The sequence below is a fragment of the Seohaeicola sp. 4SK31 genome, assembly GCF_028802875.1.
Taxonomy (GTDB): Bacteria; Pseudomonadota; Alphaproteobacteria; order Rhodobacterales; family Rhodobacteraceae; genus Seohaeicola.
Window position 1 is genome coordinate 1 of sequence record NZ_JARAMP010000038.1, and the last position, 21,540, is coordinate 21,540.

The window sequence follows — 21,540 nt, forward strand, 5'->3', positions numbered from 1 at the left end:
CACAGTGAAAATCCTCCCGCCCTCCCTGTCGCCAGAAAGGGTAAAGGTGGACGACTTTTACGCCGCCCGCAGCAGGCTCATCCCGCCGCTACCGTGGCCGACTTTCGCACCGCCGTTCTCACTGATGCCCAAGCGAGCTCGGCTCAACTGTCTGCATCATTTTCGAAAACAGATCGAGAAGCCTCGCTGGGGAACAGGTCAGTTCCATAGCTTCCGTTTGGCAATCGCGGCTGTTCTTCAGCCAATTTTCTCGTTTCCAGGCCAATGACAGTGGCTTGAACGTTGCCAGGATAGAGCGTGACAAAACAAGACGAGATCGACGACAGCAGTGCTCCCCTGATCGAGCATTTGGCAGAGCTGCGCACACGGTTAATCCACTCTGTGGTAGCCTTTGTCATCGGGATGGTGATCTGCTTTTCAGTTTGGAACCCGATCTTCAATTTTCTGACCGAACCACTCTGTTCCGCGATGGAGCAGCGCGGGCATGAGGATTGCGGTCTGATCCTGATCCGTCTGCAGGAAGGTTTCTTCGTCGCGGTCTCGATCTCGCTGTTGGGCGGGCTGATGTTGTCCTTCCCCTATATCGGGTTCCAGCTCTGGCGCTTTGTCGCACCGGGTCTTTACAAGTCCGAGAAGGGCGCCTTCCTACCCTTTCTCGTGGCCTCGCCATTCATGTTTTTTCTGGGCGCGGCCTTTGCCTATTACGCCATCACTCCGCTTGCCTTTGACTTCTTCCTTGGCTTTCAGCAACCTGGCAGCCTCTTGGGCGAAGGCGCGACCGAGGAGAGCGCCGTGGCAGGTATCGCCTTCCAGGGTTCGGCGCAGGAATACCTCAGCCTGACGATCACGTTCATCGTGGCCTTCGGTCTATGTTTTCAGTTGCCAGTCCTTCTGACGCTGTTGGGCCAAGCGGGCATCGTCAGCTCCGAAGGGCTGGCGAATGTGCGGAAGTATGCGGTGGTCGGGATCCTGATCGTGGCGGCGCTTGTGACGCCCCCCGACGTGGTCAGTCAGATCATTCTCTTCTCGGTGATCTATGGGCTCTATGAGATTTCGATCTTCCTGGTCCGTCGGGTCGAGACCAAGCGCGAAGAGAAGCTGCGCGCGGAAGGCTATTACGACGACGAGGAATTTGAAGAAGATCTTGGTGTTGATTTGGCCGGCGAAACTGATGCCAGGGATGCAAGCAGATGAGCTCTGGTGACAAGGGGTGCAGCTTCCAAGAGCAAAGCGCTCAGCTTTCACCCTTCTGTGTCTCTCGGACCGGTCATGGCATTGCAAAGAGGTCCAGCCATCGCGCCATCGATAGATATCATTCCATGGAAACCGACAAAATGACGAACTTCGAGACCTCCAAATTGGAGGGCGGCACTGAAGCGGGCATAAAAGTTACTGAATTAGAGCGCCACGACGAAACCGATGATGTGGCGGAAAGGCGCGTTCCCAAGAAAACGCTATCTCAGATTTTGACCGAGATCAGTGAGGATACCTCGCGTGACGTGGTGGCCGTCAATGATCTGATTGCGACGCTGGGCGGACGGGGTCGTGCCGCCCTGATCCTGATTTTCGCGTTTCCGAATATTCTGCCGTCTCCACCAGGATTGGCAGGCGTGTTGGGAGTGCCACTGATCTATCTCTCGATACAGATGATCATGGGCCGCATTCCATGGTTGCCGCGTATGATCGCCGACAGATCCGTGCCGCGAGACAGGTTCGCACAGTTCATCGCGCGTCTTGCGCCCCTTTTGGCGCGGGCGGAACGGCTGCTGCGGCCACGCTGGGGGCTCTTTGTCAGCCACCGGGCAGAACATGTCCTGGGTGTTCTTTTCCTTGTGCTCGCTATCGTTTTGTCCCTACCGATCCCCTTCGGCAACATGACCCCATCAGTTGCCATGTGCCTCATTGCACTTGGGATCCTCGAGCGGGACGGGCTCTGGGTTGTTCTGGGGGTATTCGTAGGGTTGATTGCAATTGTGGTGGCTGGAGGGGTGGTCTACGCGGTCATCAAATCGAGCCTCTTCTTGTTGATAAACGCGTTCGCTTAGGGGCCCGGGGTATAGCCGTGGTCGGCAGCCCCACGATCGCCGATCAGCCACCTTGGCGACTCTGCCAATCCATCTGCATCTCGAAAGGTGACCCTCATGCCGGAGACATTGTTCGCGGCTCTTGTCCTGGGTGTGCTTGAAGGGCTCACCGAGTTCATCCCTGTCTCGTCCACCGGTCATATTCTACTGGCGGGACATTTCATGGGGTTCGAAAGCGCGGGCAAAACCTTTGAGGTGGTGATCCAGTTGGGCGCGGTGCTGGCGGTGATGCTGGTCTATGCCGCGCAGCTCTGGACGCTTTTCGCAGCCGCGCCACGTGATCCGCAGGCGCGCCGCACGATCCTGTCAGTCTTGATCGCCTTTCTACCTGCCGTGGTTATCGGTGTTCTGGCGCATGACTTTATCAAGACCATCCTGTTCGAAAGCCCAAGATTGATTGCAATCATGCTGATCCTTGGGGGCGTTGTCCTGCTGGTCGTGGACCGGATTGCCTTTGCGCCGCGCTTTGACGACGCGATGCGTCTGCCGCTTGGTGTGGCCCTGAAGATCGGACTGTTTCAATGCCTTGCGATGATACCCGGCGTGTCACGGTCTGGCGCGACCATCGTCGGGGCCCTGACGCTGGGGGCCAGCAAGCGAGCAGCGGCTGAGTTTTCGTTCTTCCTGTCGATGCCCACGATGGCTGGTGCCTTCGCCTATGACCTGTGGCAGAACCGCGCCGTTCTGAACAGCGGATCGATGACCGAGATCGCGTTTGGGTTCGTAGCGGCCTTCGTGGTGGCAGTGTTCGTCGTGCGCGGATTGGTGGGCTATGTGTCGCGCTATGGCTATGCCATGTTTGGGTGGTGGCGCATCATTGTGGGCGGCTTGGCACTGGTTGCGCTGACGCTACAGGGCTGACCCATCGCTGAAACATGCAAAAGGGGCGCAACCGAATTGCGCCCCCTCATTGTCACGATACGCGGCGGCACCGGTCAGATGCGCGGCGGGTTCTCCGTTGCGGTGACCGCCACCGGGTGGCCCTTGGGTGTGCCCGTCTTCCAGAGCGAGAACACCACACCGGCGCCAAGAATAGCGAAGGTGATGCCCAGCGACCATGCAGGCGGGAACTTCTCCCATCCCATCAGATCTGCGATGAAGATCTTGGAGCCGATGAACACCAGCAGGATCGACAGCGCATATTTCAGATAGGCGAACCGGTGCAGGATCGCGGCCAGCGCGAAATAGAGCGCGCGCAGGCCAAGGATGGCAAAGATGTTCGAGGTGTAGACAATATAAGGATCGGTCGTGATCGTGAACACGGCCGGCACCGAATCCACGGCAAAGACCAGATCCGCAATCTCGATCATGATCAGCGCCAGAAAGAGCGGCGTGGCATAGCGCACGACACGGCCGGTCTCAGGATGCGGCTTGCGGACAAAGAAGCTGTGGCCGTGCAACTGCTCGGTTACATGCATTCTCCGCTTGAGGAAACGGAGCAGTCCGTTCTCTTCGATCTTGTGCTCTTTGTCGGCAACAAACAGCATCTTGATCCCGGTGAAGATCAGGAAGGCCGCGAAGATATAGAGGACCCAGTGATACTGATCCACGATCGTGGCCCCAAGGCCGATCATGATGCCGCGCAACACGATCACGCCCAGAATACCCCAGAACAGGACTCGGTGCTGATACTCGCGCGGGATCGCGAAAAAGCCGAAGATCAGCGCGATGACGAAGATATTGTCCATCGCCAAGGATTTTTCCACCACGAATGCGGTCAGATATTGCGCCGTGGCGGTGGCATCCATCTGCCACCAGATGAAGCCCGAAAAGCAAAGACCTAAAGTGATATACATCGCCGAGAGCTTGAGGCTTTCGGCAACACCGATCTCGTGATCGTCCTTGTGCAGAACGCCAAGGTCAAAGACCAGCAGTGCAATGACAATGGTCAGGAAGACAAGCCACATCCAAAGCGGCTTGCCCAGAAAGAGCAGAAACAGGATTTCCAATGCAGGACCCTCATGAGCGTTGTGACGCGCTTTGAACATGCCCGTTCAGAGGGAGGATCCGATCCGGGCATGTCACAAGCGCACTTGTTACGGTCCGACATCACGATGGTTGACCATCGTCAGAGGGGCCCGGCCCGTGACTGCGAGATTGGTATCCCGTGGTTGGCCTTCAAGCCCCACCGAAAGAGATTTCGGCCTTTGGGAAAAAGAACACACCGGCGCGATGATCGGTGTGTCCAAAGCTTCACGCGTCTATATTGGCAAACTCGTGGTCAGGTTTGCGCTTGGCCTTGTCGCTGCGGTCCAGTCCCAGAAACAGCACGATGTTCTTGGCGACATAAAGCGTGGACCATGTGCCGACGATCACCCCGAAGAGCATCGCGAACACAAAGCCACGGATCACGTCGCCGCCGAACACCAGAAGCACCACAAGTGCGATCAGCGTCGTCACCGCCGTCATCAGGGTCCGGCTCAGCGTCTCATTCGCGGAGAGGTTCATCAGGTCGCGCAGGGGCATGGTCTTGTATTTCGCGAGGTTCTCTCGCAGCCGGTCAAAGATGACCACCGTATCATTGACCGAATACCCCAGGATCGTCAGCAGCGCCGCCACGATGGTCAGGTCGAAGCGCAACTGGAACAGCGCAAAGACCCCCATGGTGACGATCACGTCATGCACCAGTGCGGCCACGGTGCCCACCGCGAACTGCCATTCGAACCGCATCCAGACATAGGCGAGGATACCCATCGCCCCGGCCCCGACAGCGGCCAGCGCCAGCCAGATCAGCTCGGCCGAGACTTTGGGGCCGACCGAATCCACCGCCGTGAAGGCAACAGCCGGATCAACCGACCGCAACGTCTCCTGCACCTGCGCGATGGTGGCGGTGGAAATCGCCTCAACCCCCTCCTGCGCCTGAATACGGATCATCGCCACATGCTGATCGGCGCGGAAGGTGGGATCGAACACCTCGGATATCGCCACATCGCCCAGTTGCAAACCGGACAGCGCTGTGCGGTAAGCGCTCAGATCAATCTCCTGCACCGATTCCGTGCGGAAGGTCGTGCCGCCCTTGAAATCGATCCCGAAGTTCAGCCCCATCGTCGCGATCAACACCAGCGAGGCGACAACCGCAAATGCCGACACGCCAAAGGTTGCCCATTGCGCGCGGAAAAAGTCGATCGTGGTCCTGTCCGGCGTCAGCTTGATCCAGCCTTTCAGGGTGATCCGGGCCGGTTTGCGCCAGTGCATCCATGTCTCGATGATCAGGCGCGTCACATAGACAGCCGTGAACATCGAGGTGAGGATACCCAGACCCAGCGTCACGGCAAAGCCGCGCACCGCGCCCGAGCCGATGGCAAACATGATCAGCGCGGTCAGAAGCCCGGTCAGGTTGCTGTCCATGATCGCGGACAGGGCCTTGTCGAAGCCCAGCGTGATAGCGCGCCCGGCGGGACGGCCCTGTCGCAACTCCTCGCGGATACGCTCGAAGATCAGGACGTTGGCATCCACCGCCATGCCCATGGTCAGCACGATCCCCGCAATCCCTGGAAGCGTGAGGGTCGCGCCCATCACTGATAGCGCGGCCATGAGCAGCGTCATGTTGATCCCAAGTGCCACCACGGCCATGACACCGAAAGTGCCATAGCAGGCCACCATGAACACGATCACCGCCACCATACCGATCACCGCCGCGCGTTGTCCGGCGTCGATGCTGTCCTGCCCCAGCTCCGGCCCGATGGTGCGTTCTTCCAGAAAGCTCATGCCTGCAGGTAGGGCGCCCGCGCGCAGCAACACGGCCAGATCGGTGCTTTCCTCGACTGTAAAACTGCCGGTGATGATGCCCGATCCGCCGGGAATATGGCTCTGGATCACCGGGGCGCTGATCACCTCGTCATCCAGAACGATGGCAAAGGGGCTGCCGATATGGGCGGCGGTATAATCGCCAAAAGCCCGCGCGCCGGTGGGATCAAAGCGGAAATTGACCGCCGGGCGGTTGTTCTGGTCAAAGGCGGGCTGCGCATCGACAAGGTTGTCGCCGCTGACGACCGGGCTTTGATCGACGATGTAGAACACCCCCGCCTCATCCAGCGAGGGCAGGATCAGCGTGCCGGGTTCTGTCGGAGCCTCGGCGCTTGCGGCGCGTCCGAGGACCGGATGAAAGCTCAGCTTTGCGGTGGTGCCGATCAGCGCCTTCAACTCGGAGGCCGAGCCGATACCCGGCACCTGGATCAGGATGCGATCCTCGCTCTGACGCTGGATGGTGGGTTCGCGCGTGCCCACCTCATCGACGCGGCGGCGGATGATCTCAAGGCTTTGTTGCATCGTGCGCTGATCCGATGCGGCACGTTCCGCCGCCGAAAGGGTCACAATCAGCACGCCCCCATCGGCGCGGACCTCGATGTCGTTCTGTCCTGCCCCCGTCAAAGAGGTCACAGGCGAGGCCAGCGCGCGGACAGCGGCCAGGGCCGCCTGTTCACCGGTAGGCTCGGACAGAGCGATGCGCAATTCGCCGGTGGCAGCGTCCTGCCGCCGGATGGTTCCGACCTCGTCGCGCAGATCGCGGAGCGCGTCGCGGATTTGCGGCCAGAAGGCATCCATGCGCGCGGCATAGACATCCTCGACCTGCACCTCGGCCATAAGATGCGCGCCACCGCGCAGATCAAGCCCGAGGTTGACAAGGCTTGATGGCAGCCAGGTGGGCCAGCCCGTCAGATCGGCGGCCTGTGCTGACGGCAGCGCGCCGGTTTCGGTTTGCACGGCAAGGGCATCGTTATACCGCTCAACCTGCGGGTAGAAGGCATTGGGCAGGGCAAAGATCAGCCCCCAGAGGCAAACGCTCCAGATCAGGAGGCGTTTCCAGATGAGTGTTTTGGACATGGGTTTATCCTTGGCCGATAAAGGGCGGGCGCCTGGCCCGGTCCGGCTTGATCGGTGAAATCTGCAAGGGTCATGCGGCCAGAGAGGGGCGCTGACCCGGCGTCATGCCGGCCGGACAGGGCATGGCATCAAGACGGTATCGGATCGCGCACAATGCTGGCCCGCATGAGGGAACGACCAGTTGTCAGGCTGCGGGCGGTGCCCTTGGGCTGTGTGGGGCATGTTTGCGGCCCGGTGGGCCATCCAGGCTCAACCCTGCCAAGCTGTCAGAAGTCAGCGGGACCCTGTCAGGAACGGACGGGTCTGTCGGCAGAGATGCGTCGGGACCCGTGCCGAACCTGTCATCCGCAGGCCGCTGGACGGGGCTTGGCTTGATCTGCAAGGCAGCAAGTTCGGGCGTGCCCTGGAGGCTGATCGCCTCTTGCTGCGCCACGTGACCGGACCCTGCATGGCCCTGGTCTGTGCCAAACGACCAGACCAGCAGCAGCGACAGCAGCAGAGACCAGACGGCGAGCGTCCGGCGGGTCAGAGCTGCGATCTGGTGGGTTCTGATCATGGGGCGCAACATCCCACCAATCCGGGCGAAAGACAATCTGCTGCATGAGGTCTGCAAGCTGCCATAGCGTCAGGCAGGGCGCCGATCACCGGGATCATGTCAGGCTCAGACCGGCGAGAAGGATCGCCGACACACCACGTGCCAGGTCTGCATGATGACCCGGCCCTTGATAGCGCGCGGCGGCGCGCCAGACACCGACCAGCGCCACCACATTGTATGGCACCGAAAGACCATAGCCGACCGCCAGCGCCAACCATGGCAAGTCGAGCGTAATCAGCACCAGAAAGAGAATGCTTGTGGTCACATTGACCAGAAGGCCGCCCAGGACAACCCAAGTCCAGAACGCATCACTCAATTCAATGTCGCCCCGCCACAGGGACTTCAGCTTTTGCATCCCCCCTATGTGGGACGTGCGCCGCCTCAGCACCAGCCCTGCGTAAACAATTCGAGGCCACTGTCAGGGCTTGCTCCAGAAGCTCTGTTGCGGAAAAGGCCTTGTCGGCCAATCCGTCGCTGAGCTCCTCAAGACTTTTGAAAAGAAAGCCTGACATCATCCCTCCGCTCGACACTTCATCATGATAGGCACGCGGAGACGCAGCAAACAACAGATTGTGCAGGCCTTGTCCGGTCTTGCAAGGGTCGCGCGGACAGCGCGTTGCGTCATGAACCTTCAAGCCTATGACCCACTGGCTCACAAGAACGGCAACGCTGCCCAACTTCTGGCTCAAGCGCTGCCAGATAACGAACCTTAATCACAGACCCGATTGTCATGGCTTGTGGGACACCATGTCCCATGCAGCGAACACACTGGCTTGAAGGATCGCACGCCGGTTTCGCAAACCGAGTTCCGCAAACTGAAAGGCAAACCTATCATGGTCGAAAACACAACGAAGAAAAGTCGCGGCGGTCGCCCTGCGCAATACAACCTGGAACAAATCCATACAGTCCTGGTGGCCCTTCTTGCAGGCGGGCTGTTGCCAGAAGAGATTGATGCGAAACTGGTGAAGTCCAAGCTTTGCAGCTACTTCGATGTCAGTCCCGGCATAAACGAACAAAGTCTTCATGCTCATGTCCTGCAAGTCCTGGCGGATATTTCAGGTGAGCAAGAGCGGTCAATCCTCGCCGCACTTCCCAAATCGGTCGATCCGGCAGTGGATGAAATGCTGGCCGAGTTGAAAAGACATCTCCTTCTCCTTGTCGGCCAAGAGAACGCCGTTTGTCAGCAAGAGGCCACAAGAGAGGTCGAAGTCCTGCGACTTGATAAACGAAACGCGAATTGGAGAATTTCAGAACTCGAAACCAAAGTCACCGATCTTGTTGCAAGCAATTCCGAATTGCAGGCCAAGTGTGAAGCATTACAAGCTGACTTGGAGGCAGCCGCGGCAACACGAGCAAAGCTTGAGACTGAATTGAACCAGAAAACGCAAAGCGTCACGATGATTGATCAGTTCCTGAACGAACTGCGAGAACCTGGGTTTCGTGATGCGATCCTGAAAACCATGAGAGAGATCACTTCAGCGCCTGACGTAGAGATTTCGCAATCAGGTTGACCCTGAGAGCGCGGACACCATGTCAAAGTGCGATCTCGCGCTTCTCTTGAACGCCCCAGCCAGCGGGGATCGCGGCGCTTAGACAGGCACCGAAAAGACAGCGATCTCTTCGGTCCCAGATCTTAGATTGCTCTTTTAGCCATAGCGGGCAGCTGTTCCCAATCAAAGGCTTGACTTGAAGGGTCCCCTGAAGGGTCCTCGTCGTCATCGTCGGAAAGGTCCGAGAACATTTCGTCCCTTGCCTCACAGGCCACAGCGAACGCAAAAGCCCTCGCCTGCTTTCCGATGTATTTTTTGGTAGATGGCCCAGAGTTGTGATCATTGATGAGCATGGCGCCGTGTGTCGCATCCAGACCAAGCGCGAACATGATTTCATAGAGGACCGTTCGGTTGATGTGCGCCCCCGTCCCGAACTCAACTGACCACACCTGCGAGACGTAATTGGTCGCCACTTCTGATCCGTTGGGGTGCAGGAAAAGTGGGCGACCATCTTTCTCGGCACGAGCACGAAATGCCTCGAGAAACTTGGGATCATCGTCTTGGAGAAGAACGGCATCCACGAAGTGCTGGACGCTCGGCTCAACCGAGCCTTCATAGTCTTCACGCCCAGGAATGTTGCGCGTTTTCTGTAGCTTGTAGTCCTTGAACCGATAGCGACCATCGAACCATACGAGATCGCGGCCGAAGTGAAGATCATGCCACTCCCGTCGCAAGGGTGTCATCGGAGGCAAAGCAAGCGCCATTGCACGGTTGCGTTGTATCAGCCGCTGAGCAAGGTTTTTATACTTGGTCAGCCCCTCCAGAATCGACATCGCGCGGGGGATGATATTCTTGACCTCAAGCCTGGCGAGAGCATCGTATTTCAGGGCGATGACGCCATCAGCACCATCCTCAAGCTTCTGGATCACTGTGTGCATCTGATCCAACAAGTCGGGGGAATAGTCTCCGGAGTAGCGCATAAAGTCGCGCAAATCGGAAAAAGTCGCGAGAACAGTTGCCGGACGAAGCGGTTTTCCGTGGCTCGAAATTCGGTTGGTCTCAAACTGATAGAAGGCGCGCAGACCGTCGACGGTCAACTCAACCTCGAAATCAGACTCCCGCATAAACCACGCATACTGGCACAGCTTCTGCACCATTCGATCAAAAAGGCTGTCGACGCGAGCGATTGTGCGATCTTGTCGCTGCCCATCTACACGAGCAAGTTGATGACGCCAACGTTCTGGCAAGTCACGATAAGGGACAGAAATCCGTCTCTTGTATTCCCTCCGTGGCTTTCTCGTTATCGCTGCGTAATCTCGGCATTTGCCCAGATCATCTGTTGCAGACCGAAGTGCGCTGATTTCGGGCGCCTCAGAGCCTTCCAGCGCCAGCACCGCCTTTTGCGCGTGCGCGAGACCGTCAACTCCCAGTGTCAGGCGCGCCCAGACGCGCGCATCCGCACTCGTCAATTGGGTAATCCCCTGTTCAGACATGAAATCGATCAAGCTATCAAGCGCGCTCAGTTGATCCAGTGGCAGTCCCAGAAGCTGAGGCAACCTCGCCATGGGCTGCCAGCGTGGTTTCGCGAGAATTTCACTACGCTTCATGAGAACAAATACTCCGCCAATATAACCTGCGTTCCCTCGATCTTTTGTCGCTTGTCAATCCATCCATAATAGGTATCGATCACGCCGACTGAGCATCCGAGATAATCAGCAGCTCGGTTTCTGTTTCCCCAAGATTTCGCCAGCAAGAGTGTTGCAAGCCCGTGGCGAAAATTGTGTGGTCGCATTGGGATGCCTATTGAGTAGCTGGATTTTGAGATCCACTTGTGGAGCAAGGCGCCATTCAAAGCCTTTGCTGATTTTTCCGAGGGGAACAGAAAAGGCGTTTGCGCCACTTTATTGTTCTCGCACCATTCCGGATTTGCATGATCAAACAGTGGACGTATTTCTCTCAAAAACCAGTCAATGACTTCATAACCCGCATACTGATTGTCATGAATTGGAATAGGCGGCAATTCTACATATTCTCCCTTCATATTCTTTTTAGAGATCCTCAGTAGAAAGTGTCTTTTATCACCGTCTTTTATGCGGTGGAGGTTTTGCTCCGGGCCGTGGGACTTGATCGACAGTGCAGTGCCTTTCCGAAGGGCAGCGCCGCGCAAACAAAGTGCGGAGAATGCAGCGCAGGTCCCTAACCTACGAATCTTTTCCAAATCACTTTTGGTCAGTGGGGTTCCCTTTGAAAGGATCCGCTTTGCCTTCTGCTGATACAGAACATGCTGCCTCAGGAAAATCTTGATGGACTGCCGACTTGCCATCAGATTCTGGCAGAAAACCATGTTCTTTTTTGCCATTTTTTCAGCACTGTCCTTCCCCTCGAGTAGAAAAGCATTGTTTTTCCGGCTTTTTCTCCACTCGCTCACGTCAATGCCATTGGCCTCACCAATCTGAATGATAACTCGGACATAGCCAGCCGCCGTGCGCGCCTGAAATCCGGTGCTTTTTCCTGCCATCTCCGTCCAATGAGCGATGACGGCCCGACGGGTTTCACACGCGAAGAGTGACTGGAGTGAGTTCAATGACGCCAGATTGGTTTGCATTGCATCAGCAGCGCCGCGTGCGAGGGCGATCAACGCGGCCGAATAGTTCGAACGCGAGGTTTCATTGAACCGGATCTTCCAAGTCTGTGTGACATCGTCATAGCTGTCAGCCTCAAGTTGGGCCTTGTCCAACATCGCGTCGATCATGTTTCTGATCGTATCTGGGACGTGTGTTTGCGCAGTCACTCGCAAGGAGCTGACATCGAATGTCGCGGGAAGAAAAGCCGCGACACTGGGGTGAACTTTCAGGCGGTTCAGCGAGAAAATGGTCTGTGTCGCCTTCTCTCGCAGATGAGCAGGCAACACATCCAGCAATGCGGCGATGTTGCTCGGTGTCAACTCCGATGGCTCCAATTCATTCTGGCGTGCCAGGTCTGCAAAAGTGACGATCGCACCATATTGCCCATGGTGGACCGGGCCATCGTCCTTGGTCATCGATTTCAGATGGCGCAACAGTGGAGTCCACCCATCATCCCGTGCACGCAACTCCTCTCGCGCAGCCAGATCCCCATTGGTTGTCCGGATCCGGCGCCTGACGACTTCTCGCCATTTGGCATAAGCACTCTTGCTGGACCAGAATTGACGATCGGCGCCTGGCAAGGGGCGCGCGCCAAGCGCCTTCACCTCCGGGAATTGGTCATCGAACCATCCGAGCAGATCACCACCGCCATCGAGGGTAGAGAGAGGCTCCAAGAAGAAATCAGAGACCCGTCGCACGCGCTTGCGTTCGGTCTCATCGGTTGTGTCGTCCAGCACGGTCTGCATCGAGACCCTGCGCGCGATCATCTCATCGGGCGGGACAATCGCTGCAGCCGCGACGGTGGAAAGGAAACTCATCTGTGGTTCTCCTGATCTGGAAAGTTATGTGGGATATTGGTCGGTTAGCGTGCACACGAAGTAGAAAAGTGCGTCAGAGGCGATTTTTCTGAACACTTACCGGAGCCTTAAATTTACGAGAGTTTCGCCTCTGAGGTCTTGCCGTGCGCAAAACCGCCTTCGCGGGATTCTGGGCAGGATCGAGGGCGTTCCTGGGGTGGTTCTGATCTCGTGGCAGCGCCAGCCAGACTTGCCTGTAGCGCCCGCGCCATGATCCCCTTGGGCATGTCGTCGGGCATCTCCTGCGGCTGCGGCTGCTGCGGCTGCTCTTGTGACGCGCAGGGCTGCTCCACGATCGCTTCAAGGCGCCGTCGCGCATCGGACAGGATGAAGCGGATCTGGCCTTTGAACAGAATGTGGGCGGGCAGATCCATCTTGTCGGCCAGCAGCAGATCGACATTCTCTTTTGTCGTATTCAACGCGCAGGCGAGTTCCCGCTTACGAGCACTATGCCCTTCTGCACCGGTGAAAGCATGCCAACTGTTGCGGGGACTGAGGATCATCTGCTGGATTTGCGCGCGCAAGAAGAGGTGCTGGCGCGGCCCCAATACATAGAGTGGTGGATAGTCGTTCTTGCCCCTGCGCAAATCGTTCAACAGATCGTCGGCTGCGCGCCCAACCCGGTCCGCGACAGCACCGAGCCTGACCATGCCCTGCCCCAACATTTCCACCTGGTCCGCGTCGGCCGGCGTTACTCCGAGCAGATGGAGATAGATCCGCGGCATCAGGAACTTCCCGCTCAGCGGCAAGATGCCGAACCGCGCCAGGGTCGGCGCCACCAGATTGCGCGACATTGTCAGCCAAGGTGCCAGTTCGGCACGTGTGACATTGTGGTTCCGAAGGCTTGGTGTCATTCAACATCTCCCGTTTTTCAGGAGATGGGTCGCGCGCGCATGCCACGGAAAAAATATCTGCCCGTCAGGAGAAAAAAATCATCACGCTGTCATAGGCATAACAGAAAGACAGACAGACAGACATGGTTGAGTAATCATGCCTGGTGAGACACACAAGGAGCAGTTCTGGTCAGACGTTCACCAATCGAGCTGACAGCTCCTTGATTGAATGTAGGTCGAAGCACCGCTGGGCAGAAATGCAGTCGCTCCGTTCAGGTCCCGATCACAAGAGGGCTGAACATTTGCCCGGTCCTAACAAAGTTACGCAGCTTCGAACCAATCGAGGCGCCCGCGTCGCCAGTCCTCAATACGGGCCCGATGATGGTCGGCAGACGCCGGTGCGATCAACGTCTGACCCTTGGCAACGCGCTCCAGCACATTATCGGTAAAGAGCTCCCGCGCATCAGGCGCATCGCCGCGCTGCCAAATCCCAAGATCGCGTGCGCAGCGCCAGACAAAATGCGCGGATTCCAGCATTTGAGGCGTCTCCCCCTCGATCGCAAGCTCGACACTTTTTGGCAACGGATAGACAGCGTTTCGCAAGCGATCGCCGCGTGGCGGCATCGGACCGAGCCGCTCTGGCGGCAGGAGATTGCGTCCATTCGAACCAAGTATCGCATGCAGCGCATCGAGACGGTCCACATTGTTCGACCAGGTCAGCCTCAAATCCGGGCGAAGATCGCGCTCGTGACAGAATGCCCATTCTCGGTCCATTTGCCATGGCTCGAGACCTGCGGGACGCGCCACGTTGAGCATGGCTTCCACCGGGTTGTCAGCGCGCGACACACCTGCGGCTACCACACAGTTCTGCAGGTTCCGCCAGCCCGGTGTCCACTCCAGGCGCAGCCGCTCGTCCAGGCGCAGCAGTTCAGTCCGATATGGGCGCATGCCCTTCGGGTCTCGTCGGATTGCGTCTGCAATCAGCCTGGCAAACGGTATCTTCTTTATCGGCAAAATGAAATCGTCTGGGCTCCTGGTCACGGAGACCAATTTGCGACAAGCGACGACGAGGGCCTTCTCACCCGCTGGTGTGAATCCCGAGAATTGCGCGTGCGCGCGGATTGCAGCTTCGACACCCTCCGGCAATTCCACGCCCCATTTGGACGGCGCACTGACCTCCTGCCCAATCATGATGGGTGACAGAAGTTCGGGTAGAAGTGGTCGCAGCGCATCGAGATATGCGAAACCGGTTCTAAGAAGTGGAATGTCCTTATTGCGACCAGAGCTGCGCGCCAGTGCGAACAGTTCCTCGGCAATGTTTGTCGTAATATCCGCTGGCGTCAGAGCCGAATTCAACTCAGCTGCAAACCGCCGAACCGTTGCAAGGCCGCGTCGCTGTCGGCGTGGCATCCCGTCTCTTTTGCTGGACTCTCCGATCGCGGTCCAAGGACACCCCTGTCCGATATGTTTCAAATAGGCACGGAGCGCCCTGCCATAGAGTGTCTGCATGAGGGGAGACAGGTTGGCAGACGAGTCTCTGAATCGGTTTTCTGCATCATCCAGCAGCTCTTCCATACTGGACGCGGACCGTGATGTCCAAAGCCGGCGAAACACGGATCGAAGCTCCTTAACTTGCTGTCGCCGCGCATTGGTTGCCTGTTTGAAGTCAGCAATCGCCATTTCAATGAATTCCGGCAAAGTGTTTGGATCTGGCTTCGGTTCGGCGCGTGGCTTGGTGTCCATTGCTTTCTGCTGTTTGGCGGTGGGCAATGCCAATTCGGTGTCCGGACACCCGACAACACGTTTCACGGTGTTCAGATAAACGTTCGCTGTGACCTCGCTTGTTATGCGTGCGATCGCATCGCGCAAAGCACTGTGCTTGGCACCCTCCAGCATGTCCGCGCCACACAGGTCCTCCGCGCAGGAAAAGATGCTGGCATCGACGCCGATGTTATACACCCGGGCCAGGAGTCGCCCGTCAGCCGGGGAAAGTGTTTTGTAAAGTTGACCAAGCTGCGGTGGCAATGGCCGCCTGTCCTGATCACCATGTGCATATTTTGGAAGTGGTCCAATCGATCCGGGTCCGAGAAGACCGAGTTGCGTCACCTCAGCTATGGTCCTGAGCCGATCCAGAGTTGTTGTCACCTGCCGAAACATTTGTCGCTCGAGACCCCGCAGCGGCCGGTCAAATTCGATCGCCGTCTCGCGACTTACTTTCGCAGGGGGCAAGTCCGGGAACGCGCGGCGATACACGGCTTGGTTGATCGGAACGATCCCTTCGCGTTTTGCAAATATGTTCAGGTGGATTACCGGGTCTACCCCTTCGGCATGGCCCGCCAGACGCAACAGTTTCAGAATGAAGCTGCGCCATTTCCGATAGAGCACATCGTCATCAAAACCAGGGATAATGCTCGCATTGAATTCATTCGGAAAGCGCTTCTCAAAGGCCTCGATACTTTCAACAAGATTACCACAGGCGAACTCGGCCCCAAGAAGCCCCTCGGCAAGATCCAGATAGAGGTCTGCGGTGCTTATGTTTGCCACACCTATAGCGCCGACATGGACTGCAGACCGTAGGTCAGCCAAGGTTCTGATTGCAACAATAGGCATCGTTATGCTCGTCTTTCCTCTGAAGTTAATGTCCTTGGCGATGAGGAGATTGGTCAGTTCATCGCGAAGCGAAGAACAAAAAGAGCTGCCTCGACCGCTCGCGAGGCAGATCGTCGATTTCCTCAACTACGAAGAAGATGGTATCGACGGTGGCAACGCAGAAAGCTTCGCACGCCAAATCGGTCCGTGAGGGCTGTGGAGTCGACCCCCGCGTGTGTTCTGCGACACGCGTAGGGTCAGCTGGCGTTCTACTGAGGGACGCTCAGTTTCTATCTGGACGTCGCGAAAGGGTGTGGAGGCTCAACCAAAATAGGGCTCCAACCATAACCCCCGCCGCAAATCCTTGAGGAAAGATCAAAATGTCGACGAAGAAGATGCGGCGCATATGCGGCGCACTACTCCAGATGCTGAAGCTTGAGACAATCACCTGTGCCAAGCCCCCGGTCAGAAGCGTGACCGAAAGGAAGCCTTCAGGAAGTGAGTATGCAGCGCGGCGATTTAGGCAGACCGCCAGGGGCAGGAGAAGCGCGGCAACCGGGGCAACATATATGAGCGTGAGCGGCAACAGACAAAGCCATGCACTGGCATCGCACGCCCAAGGCGCAAACCATAATGTTGCGCAAGCAAACAGCACCGGGATTGCCGCGGTAAGGATGCCTGCCCGAGTGTAATCTCGAGCAGAGAGGGGCTTGCGTATTGAACGCATTGTCGACTTTTCCCTCCTTCTCGCGTAGCTGACAGACTTCTGAGCTGCTTGTTAACATGTCAAACTGAAAGAAATGTGTCACTTTCAATGAGCACAGTAGCGAACAGCCGCCTCGTCCGCAAAGCCGTCAATTGCCATCTCAGAATACTGCACGATGCACGAATGGCCGGTCTCGTGAAACTGCTCTGCGGCATCGCAGCCGACTGCGAAGGTCAGCTCAGGGCCGCGAACGTCGACCCTGATGGGCGTGCCCAAAGAGCGGAATGCAGCCTGACAGAACTTTTGTTTTCCATTCGCGAAAGGTTGCGAAATCAGACCATCGGATCTGGGAATCTTGGCCAATCACTCTTTGCAATACATGTGACGCACATTCTTGATTTTGCGATAGAACAGATTGCCAATCAACGAGTGGATCCTCGCCGTGTCCGAAAGACGATAAGCGAGCTGAGATCAAACCGCTGCCACTCCCACAGCCCAAGGACGCCCCCCGGCCAACTCCACAGCGAGATGATCGACAAGCGCCCGCAGCTTTGCGGGCATCGGCGTTATCGGTGGCCATAGGGCGTGAACGGGCATCTTTCGCGTCAAATAGTCAGGCAACACGGGCATCAGTTCGCCAGTTGCCAGTGCTTCGGCCACGATAAATCCGGGTAGCATCGCCAGCCCAAGACCGGCCAAGGCGAAGTCCCGCATCGCCTCGCCATTGTTCAGAGTCAGACGGCTACGCACAGGTGCAGGAGTAAGTTTTCCACCCGTTTCGAACTGCCACAGATGCCCGTCTGGAAGATGGCTATAGCTCAGCACTTGATGCCCCGCCAGATCGGCAGGTGTCGCAGGCTGGCCGTGCCGGGCCAAATAGGCCGGGCTGGCGCAGGCGATCATCGCGTCGGTGCATAGGGTGCGTCCGATCAAGGCACTGTCTCGCGCCTCGCCGATCCGAATGGCCAGATCGAAACCGTCACGGATCAAATCGCGAGCGCGGTCATCAAAATCAATTCGCAACTCCAGTTCCGGATGCGCCTGCGCGAAATGCGCAAGGATCGGGCTCAGAAACAGCGTGCCAAAGGTCATAGGGGCTGTAATCGACAGCCGCCCACGCAACTGGGCAGTCCCGTCCATCCCCCAAGACGCACTCTCTGCGGCAGCTGTCAGCGCACCAAGTGCGGGGCGCAACTGTTCCGCCAGACGCAGTGCCGCCTCGGTCGGCGCAACACGGCCCGCACTGCGCAGGAAAAGGGCCGCCTGCAACGCCCGCTCCAGATCAGAGACCCGCTTGCTGACCACGGATTTCGACAGGTTCAGATGCGCCGCCGCAGCGGTCACGGTGCCAAGCTCCATCACCGCCAGAAATGTCTCGATCTCGTCCAGTGTATAGCGCATGGCCAAACTCTATGCATCCGCAGGTCGTTCGGCAATCGCGAACACTGGGTTGGTTGCACTGGTGCTGCACAAGCGCGCCATCACCTGCCATACTGGGCGCAATCAAAGGAGGGCACCATGGACCTGACAGGCATACACCACCTGACCGCCATCACCGCAGACGCATCGGGCAACAACCGTTTCTACACCGAAACCCTCGGGTTGCGGCGCGTCAAGATGACCGTCAACCAGGATGATACATCGGCGTATCACCTGTTCTTCGCCGATGGCGCGGGCAGTCCGGGTTCGGACCTGACCTTTTTCGACTGGCCGGTAACACCAGAAAGGCGCGGCACAAACGCGATCAGCCGCACGGGCTTGCGCGTCGCAGAAGACAGCCTTGACTATTGGGCCAAGCGTCTGCGTGATGCCGGCTTGGTCTACAGCCAGATCACCCAGACAGATCACCGCGCCACGCTTGATTTCGAAGACCCCGAAGGCCAGCGATTCCGCCTGACCGCCGACACCCCCGGCCCCGCCCATCCTTGGGAGCGCAGCCCGGTGCCGCCCGAACACCAGATACGCGGGCTGGGGCCGATCACCCTCTCGGTCCCGCAGTTGGAGCCAACCGAAATCGTCCTTACCCATCTCTTGAACATGCGCTTCCTGCGCGATTATCCCAGCCCCGACGGGCAAGGCCAAGTGTATGTCTTCGAAATGGGCGCAGGCGGTCCAGCCGCAGAGGTGCATGTCGCAGTGCAACCCGGCCTGCCCGTCGCGCGCCAGGGAGCGGGGGCCGTGCATCATCTGGCCTTCCGCGTGCCCGACACGCAAGCACTCAGCCAATGGGCCGAACGATTGAGCCATATGGGTATGCCCAGTTCGGGCGAGGTCGAGCGCTACTATTTCCGTAGCCTTTATTTCCGCGAGCCGGGCGGCAACCTGTTCGAACTCGCCACGGACGGACCGGGTTTCTCGGTGGACGAGCCATTCGACACGATGGGAGAGGCGCTGTCCCTCCCGCCCTTCCTCGAACCGAAGCGCGCCGCAATCGAGGCCCGCCTCAAGCGGCTGGACTAAAAGACCACCTCACTTTGGGAAAGGAGCGTGTCGATGGCAGCAGAAGGATTGGGGCCGGTCATCGGACCTGCGGTGGTTTTGATGGGCGCAGCGGTTATCGCCGTGCCACTGTTCCGGCGTCTGGGACTTGGATCTGTCCTTGGCTATTTCGCCGCCGGAGCCTTGGTCGGCCCCTCGGTTCTGGGCTTCTTCACAGACCCTGACACGATCCTGCATTTCGCCGAACTCGGCGTCGTGATGTTCCTGTTCGTCATCGGATTGGAACTGCGTCCGCAAAAACTCTGGGCGCTGCGGGGGCAGATCTTCGGACTGGGGCTGGCACAGGTCAGCCTCGCGGTCGTCCTGCTCTCGCTGGCGGGGGTGGTCGTCTTCGGTCTGCCGCCTGTGACGGCCTTCATCGCAGGGGCAGGTTTCGTGCTGTCCTCGACCGCCGTGATCATGTCCACCCTGCAAGAGCGGGGCGCGCTTGCCAGCCCCGAGGGGCAAAAATCCGTCTCAATCCTGCTGTTCGAGGATCTGCTGATCGTGCCCTTGCTGGCGGTCGTGGCCTTTTTGTCGCCCGTCGCGCAGGGCGAAGGCGGCCTAACCGCGCTGGCCCTCGCCCTTGCAGGACTGGTCGCGCTGCTGGTGGTCGGGCGTTGGCTGCTGGACCCGTTCTTCGCGCTTCTGGCCCGCGCCCGGGCCCGCGAGGTGCTCAGCGCCGGGGCGCTGCTGGTGGTGCTGGGCTCTGCTCTTCTGATGGCGACAGTCGGCCTGTCCATGGCCATGGGTGCCTTCGTTGCAGGTGTCCTTCTGTCCGGCTCCAGTTACCGTCATCAGATCGAAAGCGATATCGAACCCTTCAAGGGACTTTTGATGGGCCTCTTCTTTCTGGCGGTGGGCATGTCACTGAACCTGACGGTGGTCGCTGCGGAGTGGCCACTGCTTCTGGCAATGCTGGTGGTCTATGTGCTGGTCAAGGCGGTGGCCATCTATACCACAGCGAGGATTTTCGGCGGGGCCAACCTGCCCGCCTTGCGCCGCACCTTCATGTTCGCCCAAGGAGGAGAGTTCGCTTTCGTCCTCTACACCGCCGCCCTGGCCGGTGGCGTGATCGACGCGCGCGAGAATGCGATCTTCTCGACGGTCGTGATCCTGTCCATGGCGATCACACCGCTGATCCTGATCGGCGCGGACCGCCTTCTGCGCGACGGCAGCCCCTCGTTGGACGGGGTCGAACCTGCGGATGGCCTGCGTGGTCAGGTGCTGGTCATTGGCTTCGGGCGCTTTGGCCAGATCGCGCTGCAAATGCTGCTGGCCCGCGGGGCGCAGGTCTCGGTGATCGAGAACAGCCCCGACCGCATCCGCGACGCGGCGCGCTTCGGCTTCAAGGTCTATTATGGTGACGGCGCGCGCCTGGATATCCTTCATGCGTCAGGGGCATCGCAGGCGCAGGTGATCCTGATCTGTGTCGATGACCGCCGCACAGTCAGCACCATTGCTGAGCTGGTGCAACACGAGTTTCCCAATGCAGTCGTTCTGGCGCGCAGCTATGACCGGGGTCATTCGATGGAGTTGATCCGCGCCGGCGTGGATTTCGAGATCCGCGAAACGGTCGAGTCGGCATTCCTGATGGGTGCGGAAGGGCTGCGCCGCCTGGGCTGGGACGAAGCGACCGTAGCCGAGGCGCTGGAGGATGTCCGCCGCCGCGATGCGCAACGCCTCACCGAACAGGTTCAGGGTGACATCATGTCAGGTCGTGACAATATGTTGACTGCGCCGGTGCCGGAACCGTTGACCCCGGCCAGATCCACGTTGAAAGGAAATCCGCAATGACAAAAACCATTCTCGGCCTCAGCGGGAGCCTGCGCCGCGCATCGTTCAACGCGGGACTGCTGCGCGCCGCGTCCGAGATCAAGTTGGACGACGCGAGGATCAAGATCGGATCAATCCGCGACGTCCCGCTTTACGATGGCGATCTGGAACGGGCCAACGGCCTTCCAGACTCTGTCAAAACGCTGCAAGCCCTGCTGGAAGCCGCCGACGGGGTTCTTTTGGTGACACCGGAATACAACAACGGTGTTCCCGGCGTGTTCAAGAATGCCATCGACTGGATGTCTCGCGGTCCTGGATTGGAGATGTGGGTGGGCAAACCAGTGGCGGTCATTGGCGCGTCGCCGGGTGGGTTCGGCACGATCATGGCGCAGAACCACTGGCTGCCGGTGCTGCGCACGCTCAAGGCCGACATCTGGGCCGAAGGTCGGCTGATGGTGTCCCGGGCGGGCGATCTTTTTGATGCCGATGGAAACCTGACCGACCCCGCCAGCCGCGATCGGCTGGCGGATTTTCTGCGCGGATTTGTCCAAGCCATCTAAGGTGAGAACGGCGGTGCGAAAGTCGGCCACGGTAGCGGCGGGATGAGCCTGCTGCGGGCGGCGTAAAAGTCGTCCACCTTTACCCTTTCTGGCGACAGGGAGGGCGGGAGGATTTTCACTGTGG

General features: G+C 58.6%; 19 protein-coding genes. 8 read left to right on the plus strand and 11 right to left on the minus strand.

The genetic code is table 11. The annotated features are described in order from the left end of the window. The 4 genes from PVW27_RS19715 to PVW27_RS19730 form a co-directional block, all read left to right on the plus strand. Positions 1–268: hypothetical protein (locus tag PVW27_RS19715; RefSeq protein ID WP_274560685.1), on the plus strand; the 268-nt coding region annotated here is incomplete at its 5' end. Positions 269–297: 29 nt separating this feature from the next. Then, the gene (gene tatC / locus PVW27_RS19720) at positions 298–1,194 is read left to right on the plus strand and encodes a twin-arginine translocase subunit TatC (protein WP_274560686.1); all 897 of its coding nucleotides are present in this window, start codon (positions 298–300) and stop codon (positions 1,192–1,194) included. A gap of 125 nt (positions 1,195–1,319) precedes the next feature. Then, the gene (locus tag PVW27_RS19725) at positions 1,320–2,045 is read left to right on the plus strand and encodes an exopolysaccharide biosynthesis protein (protein WP_274560687.1); all 726 of its coding nucleotides are present in this window, start codon (positions 1,320–1,322) and stop codon (positions 2,043–2,045) included. A gap of 96 nt (positions 2,046–2,141) precedes the next feature. After that, the gene (locus tag PVW27_RS19730) at positions 2,142–2,945 is read left to right on the plus strand and encodes an undecaprenyl-diphosphate phosphatase (RefSeq protein WP_274560688.1); all 804 of its coding nucleotides are present in this window, start codon (positions 2,142–2,144) and stop codon (positions 2,943–2,945) included. Between the two features lie 74 nt (positions 2,946–3,019). Here PVW27_RS19730 and PVW27_RS19735 read toward each other — a convergent pair whose 3' ends face one another. The 4 genes from PVW27_RS19735 to PVW27_RS19750 form a co-directional block, all read right to left on the minus strand. Next, a complete protein-coding gene (locus tag PVW27_RS19735) occupies positions 3,020–4,033 on the minus strand; it encodes a TerC family protein (protein WP_274560689.1) in 1,014 nt (337 codons plus the stop codon). 244 nt (positions 4,034–4,277) lie between these two features. Further along, entirely contained in the window at positions 4,278–6,908 is a 2,631-nt protein-coding gene (secD, locus tag PVW27_RS19740) for a protein translocase subunit SecD (protein ID WP_274560691.1), read from the minus strand. Positions 6,909–7,092: 184 nt separating this feature from the next. After that, entirely contained in the window at positions 7,093–7,464 is a 372-nt protein-coding gene (locus PVW27_RS19745; RefSeq protein WP_274560692.1) for a hypothetical protein, read from the minus strand. A gap of 94 nt (positions 7,465–7,558) precedes the next feature. Further along, the gene (locus PVW27_RS19750; protein WP_274560693.1) at positions 7,559–7,858 is read right to left on the minus strand and encodes a hypothetical protein; all 300 of its coding nucleotides are present in this window, start codon (positions 7,856–7,858) and stop codon (positions 7,559–7,561) included. Positions 7,859–8,336: 478 nt separating this feature from the next. Between PVW27_RS19750 and PVW27_RS19755 the strand changes: the two genes are divergently transcribed. Next, positions 8,337–9,014, plus strand: a complete 678-nt coding sequence (locus PVW27_RS19755; protein ID WP_274560694.1) for a hypothetical protein — start codon at positions 8,337–8,339, stop codon at positions 9,012–9,014. Between the two features lie 122 nt (positions 9,015–9,136). On the opposite strand, the gene PVW27_RS19760 is transcribed toward PVW27_RS19755, so the two are convergent. From PVW27_RS19760 to PVW27_RS19790, 7 genes are all read right to left on the minus strand, one after another. Then, entirely contained in the window at positions 9,137–10,600 is a 1,464-nt protein-coding gene (locus PVW27_RS19760; protein ID WP_274560695.1) for a hypothetical protein, read from the minus strand. After that, on the minus strand, positions 10,597–12,435 hold the full coding sequence (locus PVW27_RS19765) for a hypothetical protein (RefSeq protein WP_274560696.1): 1,839 nt from the start codon (positions 12,433–12,435) through the stop codon (positions 10,597–10,599). Before PVW27_RS19765 ends, PVW27_RS19760 begins: the two co-directional genes overlap by 4 nt. 113 nt (positions 12,436–12,548) lie before the next feature. Next, the gene (locus tag PVW27_RS19770) at positions 12,549–13,328 is read right to left on the minus strand and encodes a hypothetical protein (protein WP_274560697.1); all 780 of its coding nucleotides are present in this window, start codon (positions 13,326–13,328) and stop codon (positions 12,549–12,551) included. A 300-nt stretch (positions 13,329–13,628) separates the two neighbouring features. After that, on the minus strand, positions 13,629–16,043 hold the full coding sequence (locus tag PVW27_RS19775; RefSeq protein ID WP_274560698.1) for a hypothetical protein: 2,415 nt from the start codon (positions 16,041–16,043) through the stop codon (positions 13,629–13,631). A gap of 136 nt (positions 16,044–16,179) precedes the next feature. Beyond that, positions 16,180–16,623 carry a hypothetical protein gene (locus PVW27_RS19780; RefSeq protein WP_274560699.1) on the minus strand — a complete coding sequence of 148 codons (444 nt, stop codon included), beginning with the start codon at positions 16,621–16,623 and terminating at the stop codon, positions 16,180–16,182. Between the two features lie 84 nt (positions 16,624–16,707). Beyond that, positions 16,708–16,965 carry a hypothetical protein gene (locus PVW27_RS19785; RefSeq protein ID WP_274560700.1) on the minus strand — a complete coding sequence of 86 codons (258 nt, stop codon included), beginning with the start codon at positions 16,963–16,965 and terminating at the stop codon, positions 16,708–16,710. A 108-nt stretch (positions 16,966–17,073) separates the two neighbouring features. Beyond that, positions 17,074–18,003, minus strand: coding sequence for a LysR family transcriptional regulator (locus PVW27_RS19790; RefSeq protein ID WP_274560701.1), 930 nt, complete (start codon positions 18,001–18,003; stop codon positions 17,074–17,076). Positions 18,004–18,120: 117 nt separating this feature from the next. Between PVW27_RS19790 and PVW27_RS19795 the strand changes: the two genes are divergently transcribed. The 3 genes from PVW27_RS19795 to PVW27_RS19805 are packed head-to-tail and all read left to right on the plus strand — an operon-like array spanning position 18,121 to position 21,416. After that, a complete protein-coding gene (locus PVW27_RS19795; RefSeq protein WP_274560702.1) occupies positions 18,121–19,062 on the plus strand; it encodes a ring-cleaving dioxygenase in 942 nt (313 codons plus the stop codon). A gap of 33 nt (positions 19,063–19,095) precedes the next feature. Continuing rightward, entirely contained in the window at positions 19,096–20,877 is a 1,782-nt protein-coding gene (locus PVW27_RS19800; protein WP_274560703.1) for a monovalent cation:proton antiporter-2 (CPA2) family protein, read from the plus strand. Further along, on the plus strand, positions 20,874–21,416 hold the full coding sequence (locus tag PVW27_RS19805) for an NADPH-dependent FMN reductase (protein ID WP_274560704.1): 543 nt from the start codon (positions 20,874–20,876) through the stop codon (positions 21,414–21,416). The genes PVW27_RS19800 and PVW27_RS19805 overlap by 4 nt, the downstream gene beginning before the upstream one ends. The last annotated feature ends 124 nt before the right edge of the window (positions 21,417–21,540 follow it).

Excerpts from the sequence above, each read along its gene's own strand:
- PVW27_RS19725 (WP_274560687.1), top strand. The coding sequence starts at position 1,320 with ATGGAAACCGACAAAATGACGAACTTCGAGACCTCCAAATTGGAGGGC.
- PVW27_RS19730 (WP_274560688.1), top strand. The coding sequence starts at position 2,142 with ATGCCGGAGACATTGTTCGCGGCTCTTGTCCTGGGTGTGCTTGAAGGG.
- secD (WP_274560691.1), bottom strand. The coding sequence starts at position 6,908 with ATGTCCAAAACACTCATCTGGAAACGCCTCCTGATCTGGAGCGTTTGC.
- PVW27_RS19745 (WP_274560692.1), bottom strand. The coding sequence starts at position 7,464 with ATGATCAGAACCCACCAGATCGCAGCTCTGACCCGCCGGACGCTCGCC.
- PVW27_RS19750 (WP_274560693.1), bottom strand. The coding sequence starts at position 7,858 with ATGCAAAAGCTGAAGTCCCTGTGGCGGGGCGACATTGAATTGAGTGAT.
- PVW27_RS19755 (WP_274560694.1), top strand. The coding sequence starts at position 8,337 with ATGGTCGAAAACACAACGAAGAAAAGTCGCGGCGGTCGCCCTGCGCAA.
- PVW27_RS19760 (WP_274560695.1), bottom strand. The coding sequence starts at position 10,600 with ATGAAGCGTAGTGAAATTCTCGCGAAACCACGCTGGCAGCCCATGGCG.
- PVW27_RS19765 (WP_274560696.1), bottom strand. The coding sequence starts at position 12,435 with ATGAGTTTCCTTTCCACCGTCGCGGCTGCAGCGATTGTCCCGCCCGAT.
- PVW27_RS19770 (WP_274560697.1), bottom strand. The coding sequence starts at position 13,328 with ATGACACCAAGCCTTCGGAACCACAATGTCACACGTGCCGAACTGGCA.
- PVW27_RS19780 (WP_274560699.1), bottom strand. The coding sequence starts at position 16,623 with ATGCGTTCAATACGCAAGCCCCTCTCTGCTCGAGATTACACTCGGGCA.
- PVW27_RS19790 (WP_274560701.1), bottom strand. The coding sequence starts at position 18,003 with ATGCGCTATACACTGGACGAGATCGAGACATTTCTGGCGGTGATGGAG.
- PVW27_RS19795 (WP_274560702.1), top strand. The coding sequence starts at position 18,121 with ATGGACCTGACAGGCATACACCACCTGACCGCCATCACCGCAGACGCA.
- PVW27_RS19800 (WP_274560703.1), top strand. The coding sequence starts at position 19,096 with ATGGCAGCAGAAGGATTGGGGCCGGTCATCGGACCTGCGGTGGTTTTG.
- PVW27_RS19805 (WP_274560704.1), top strand. The coding sequence starts at position 20,874 with ATGACAAAAACCATTCTCGGCCTCAGCGGGAGCCTGCGCCGCGCATCG.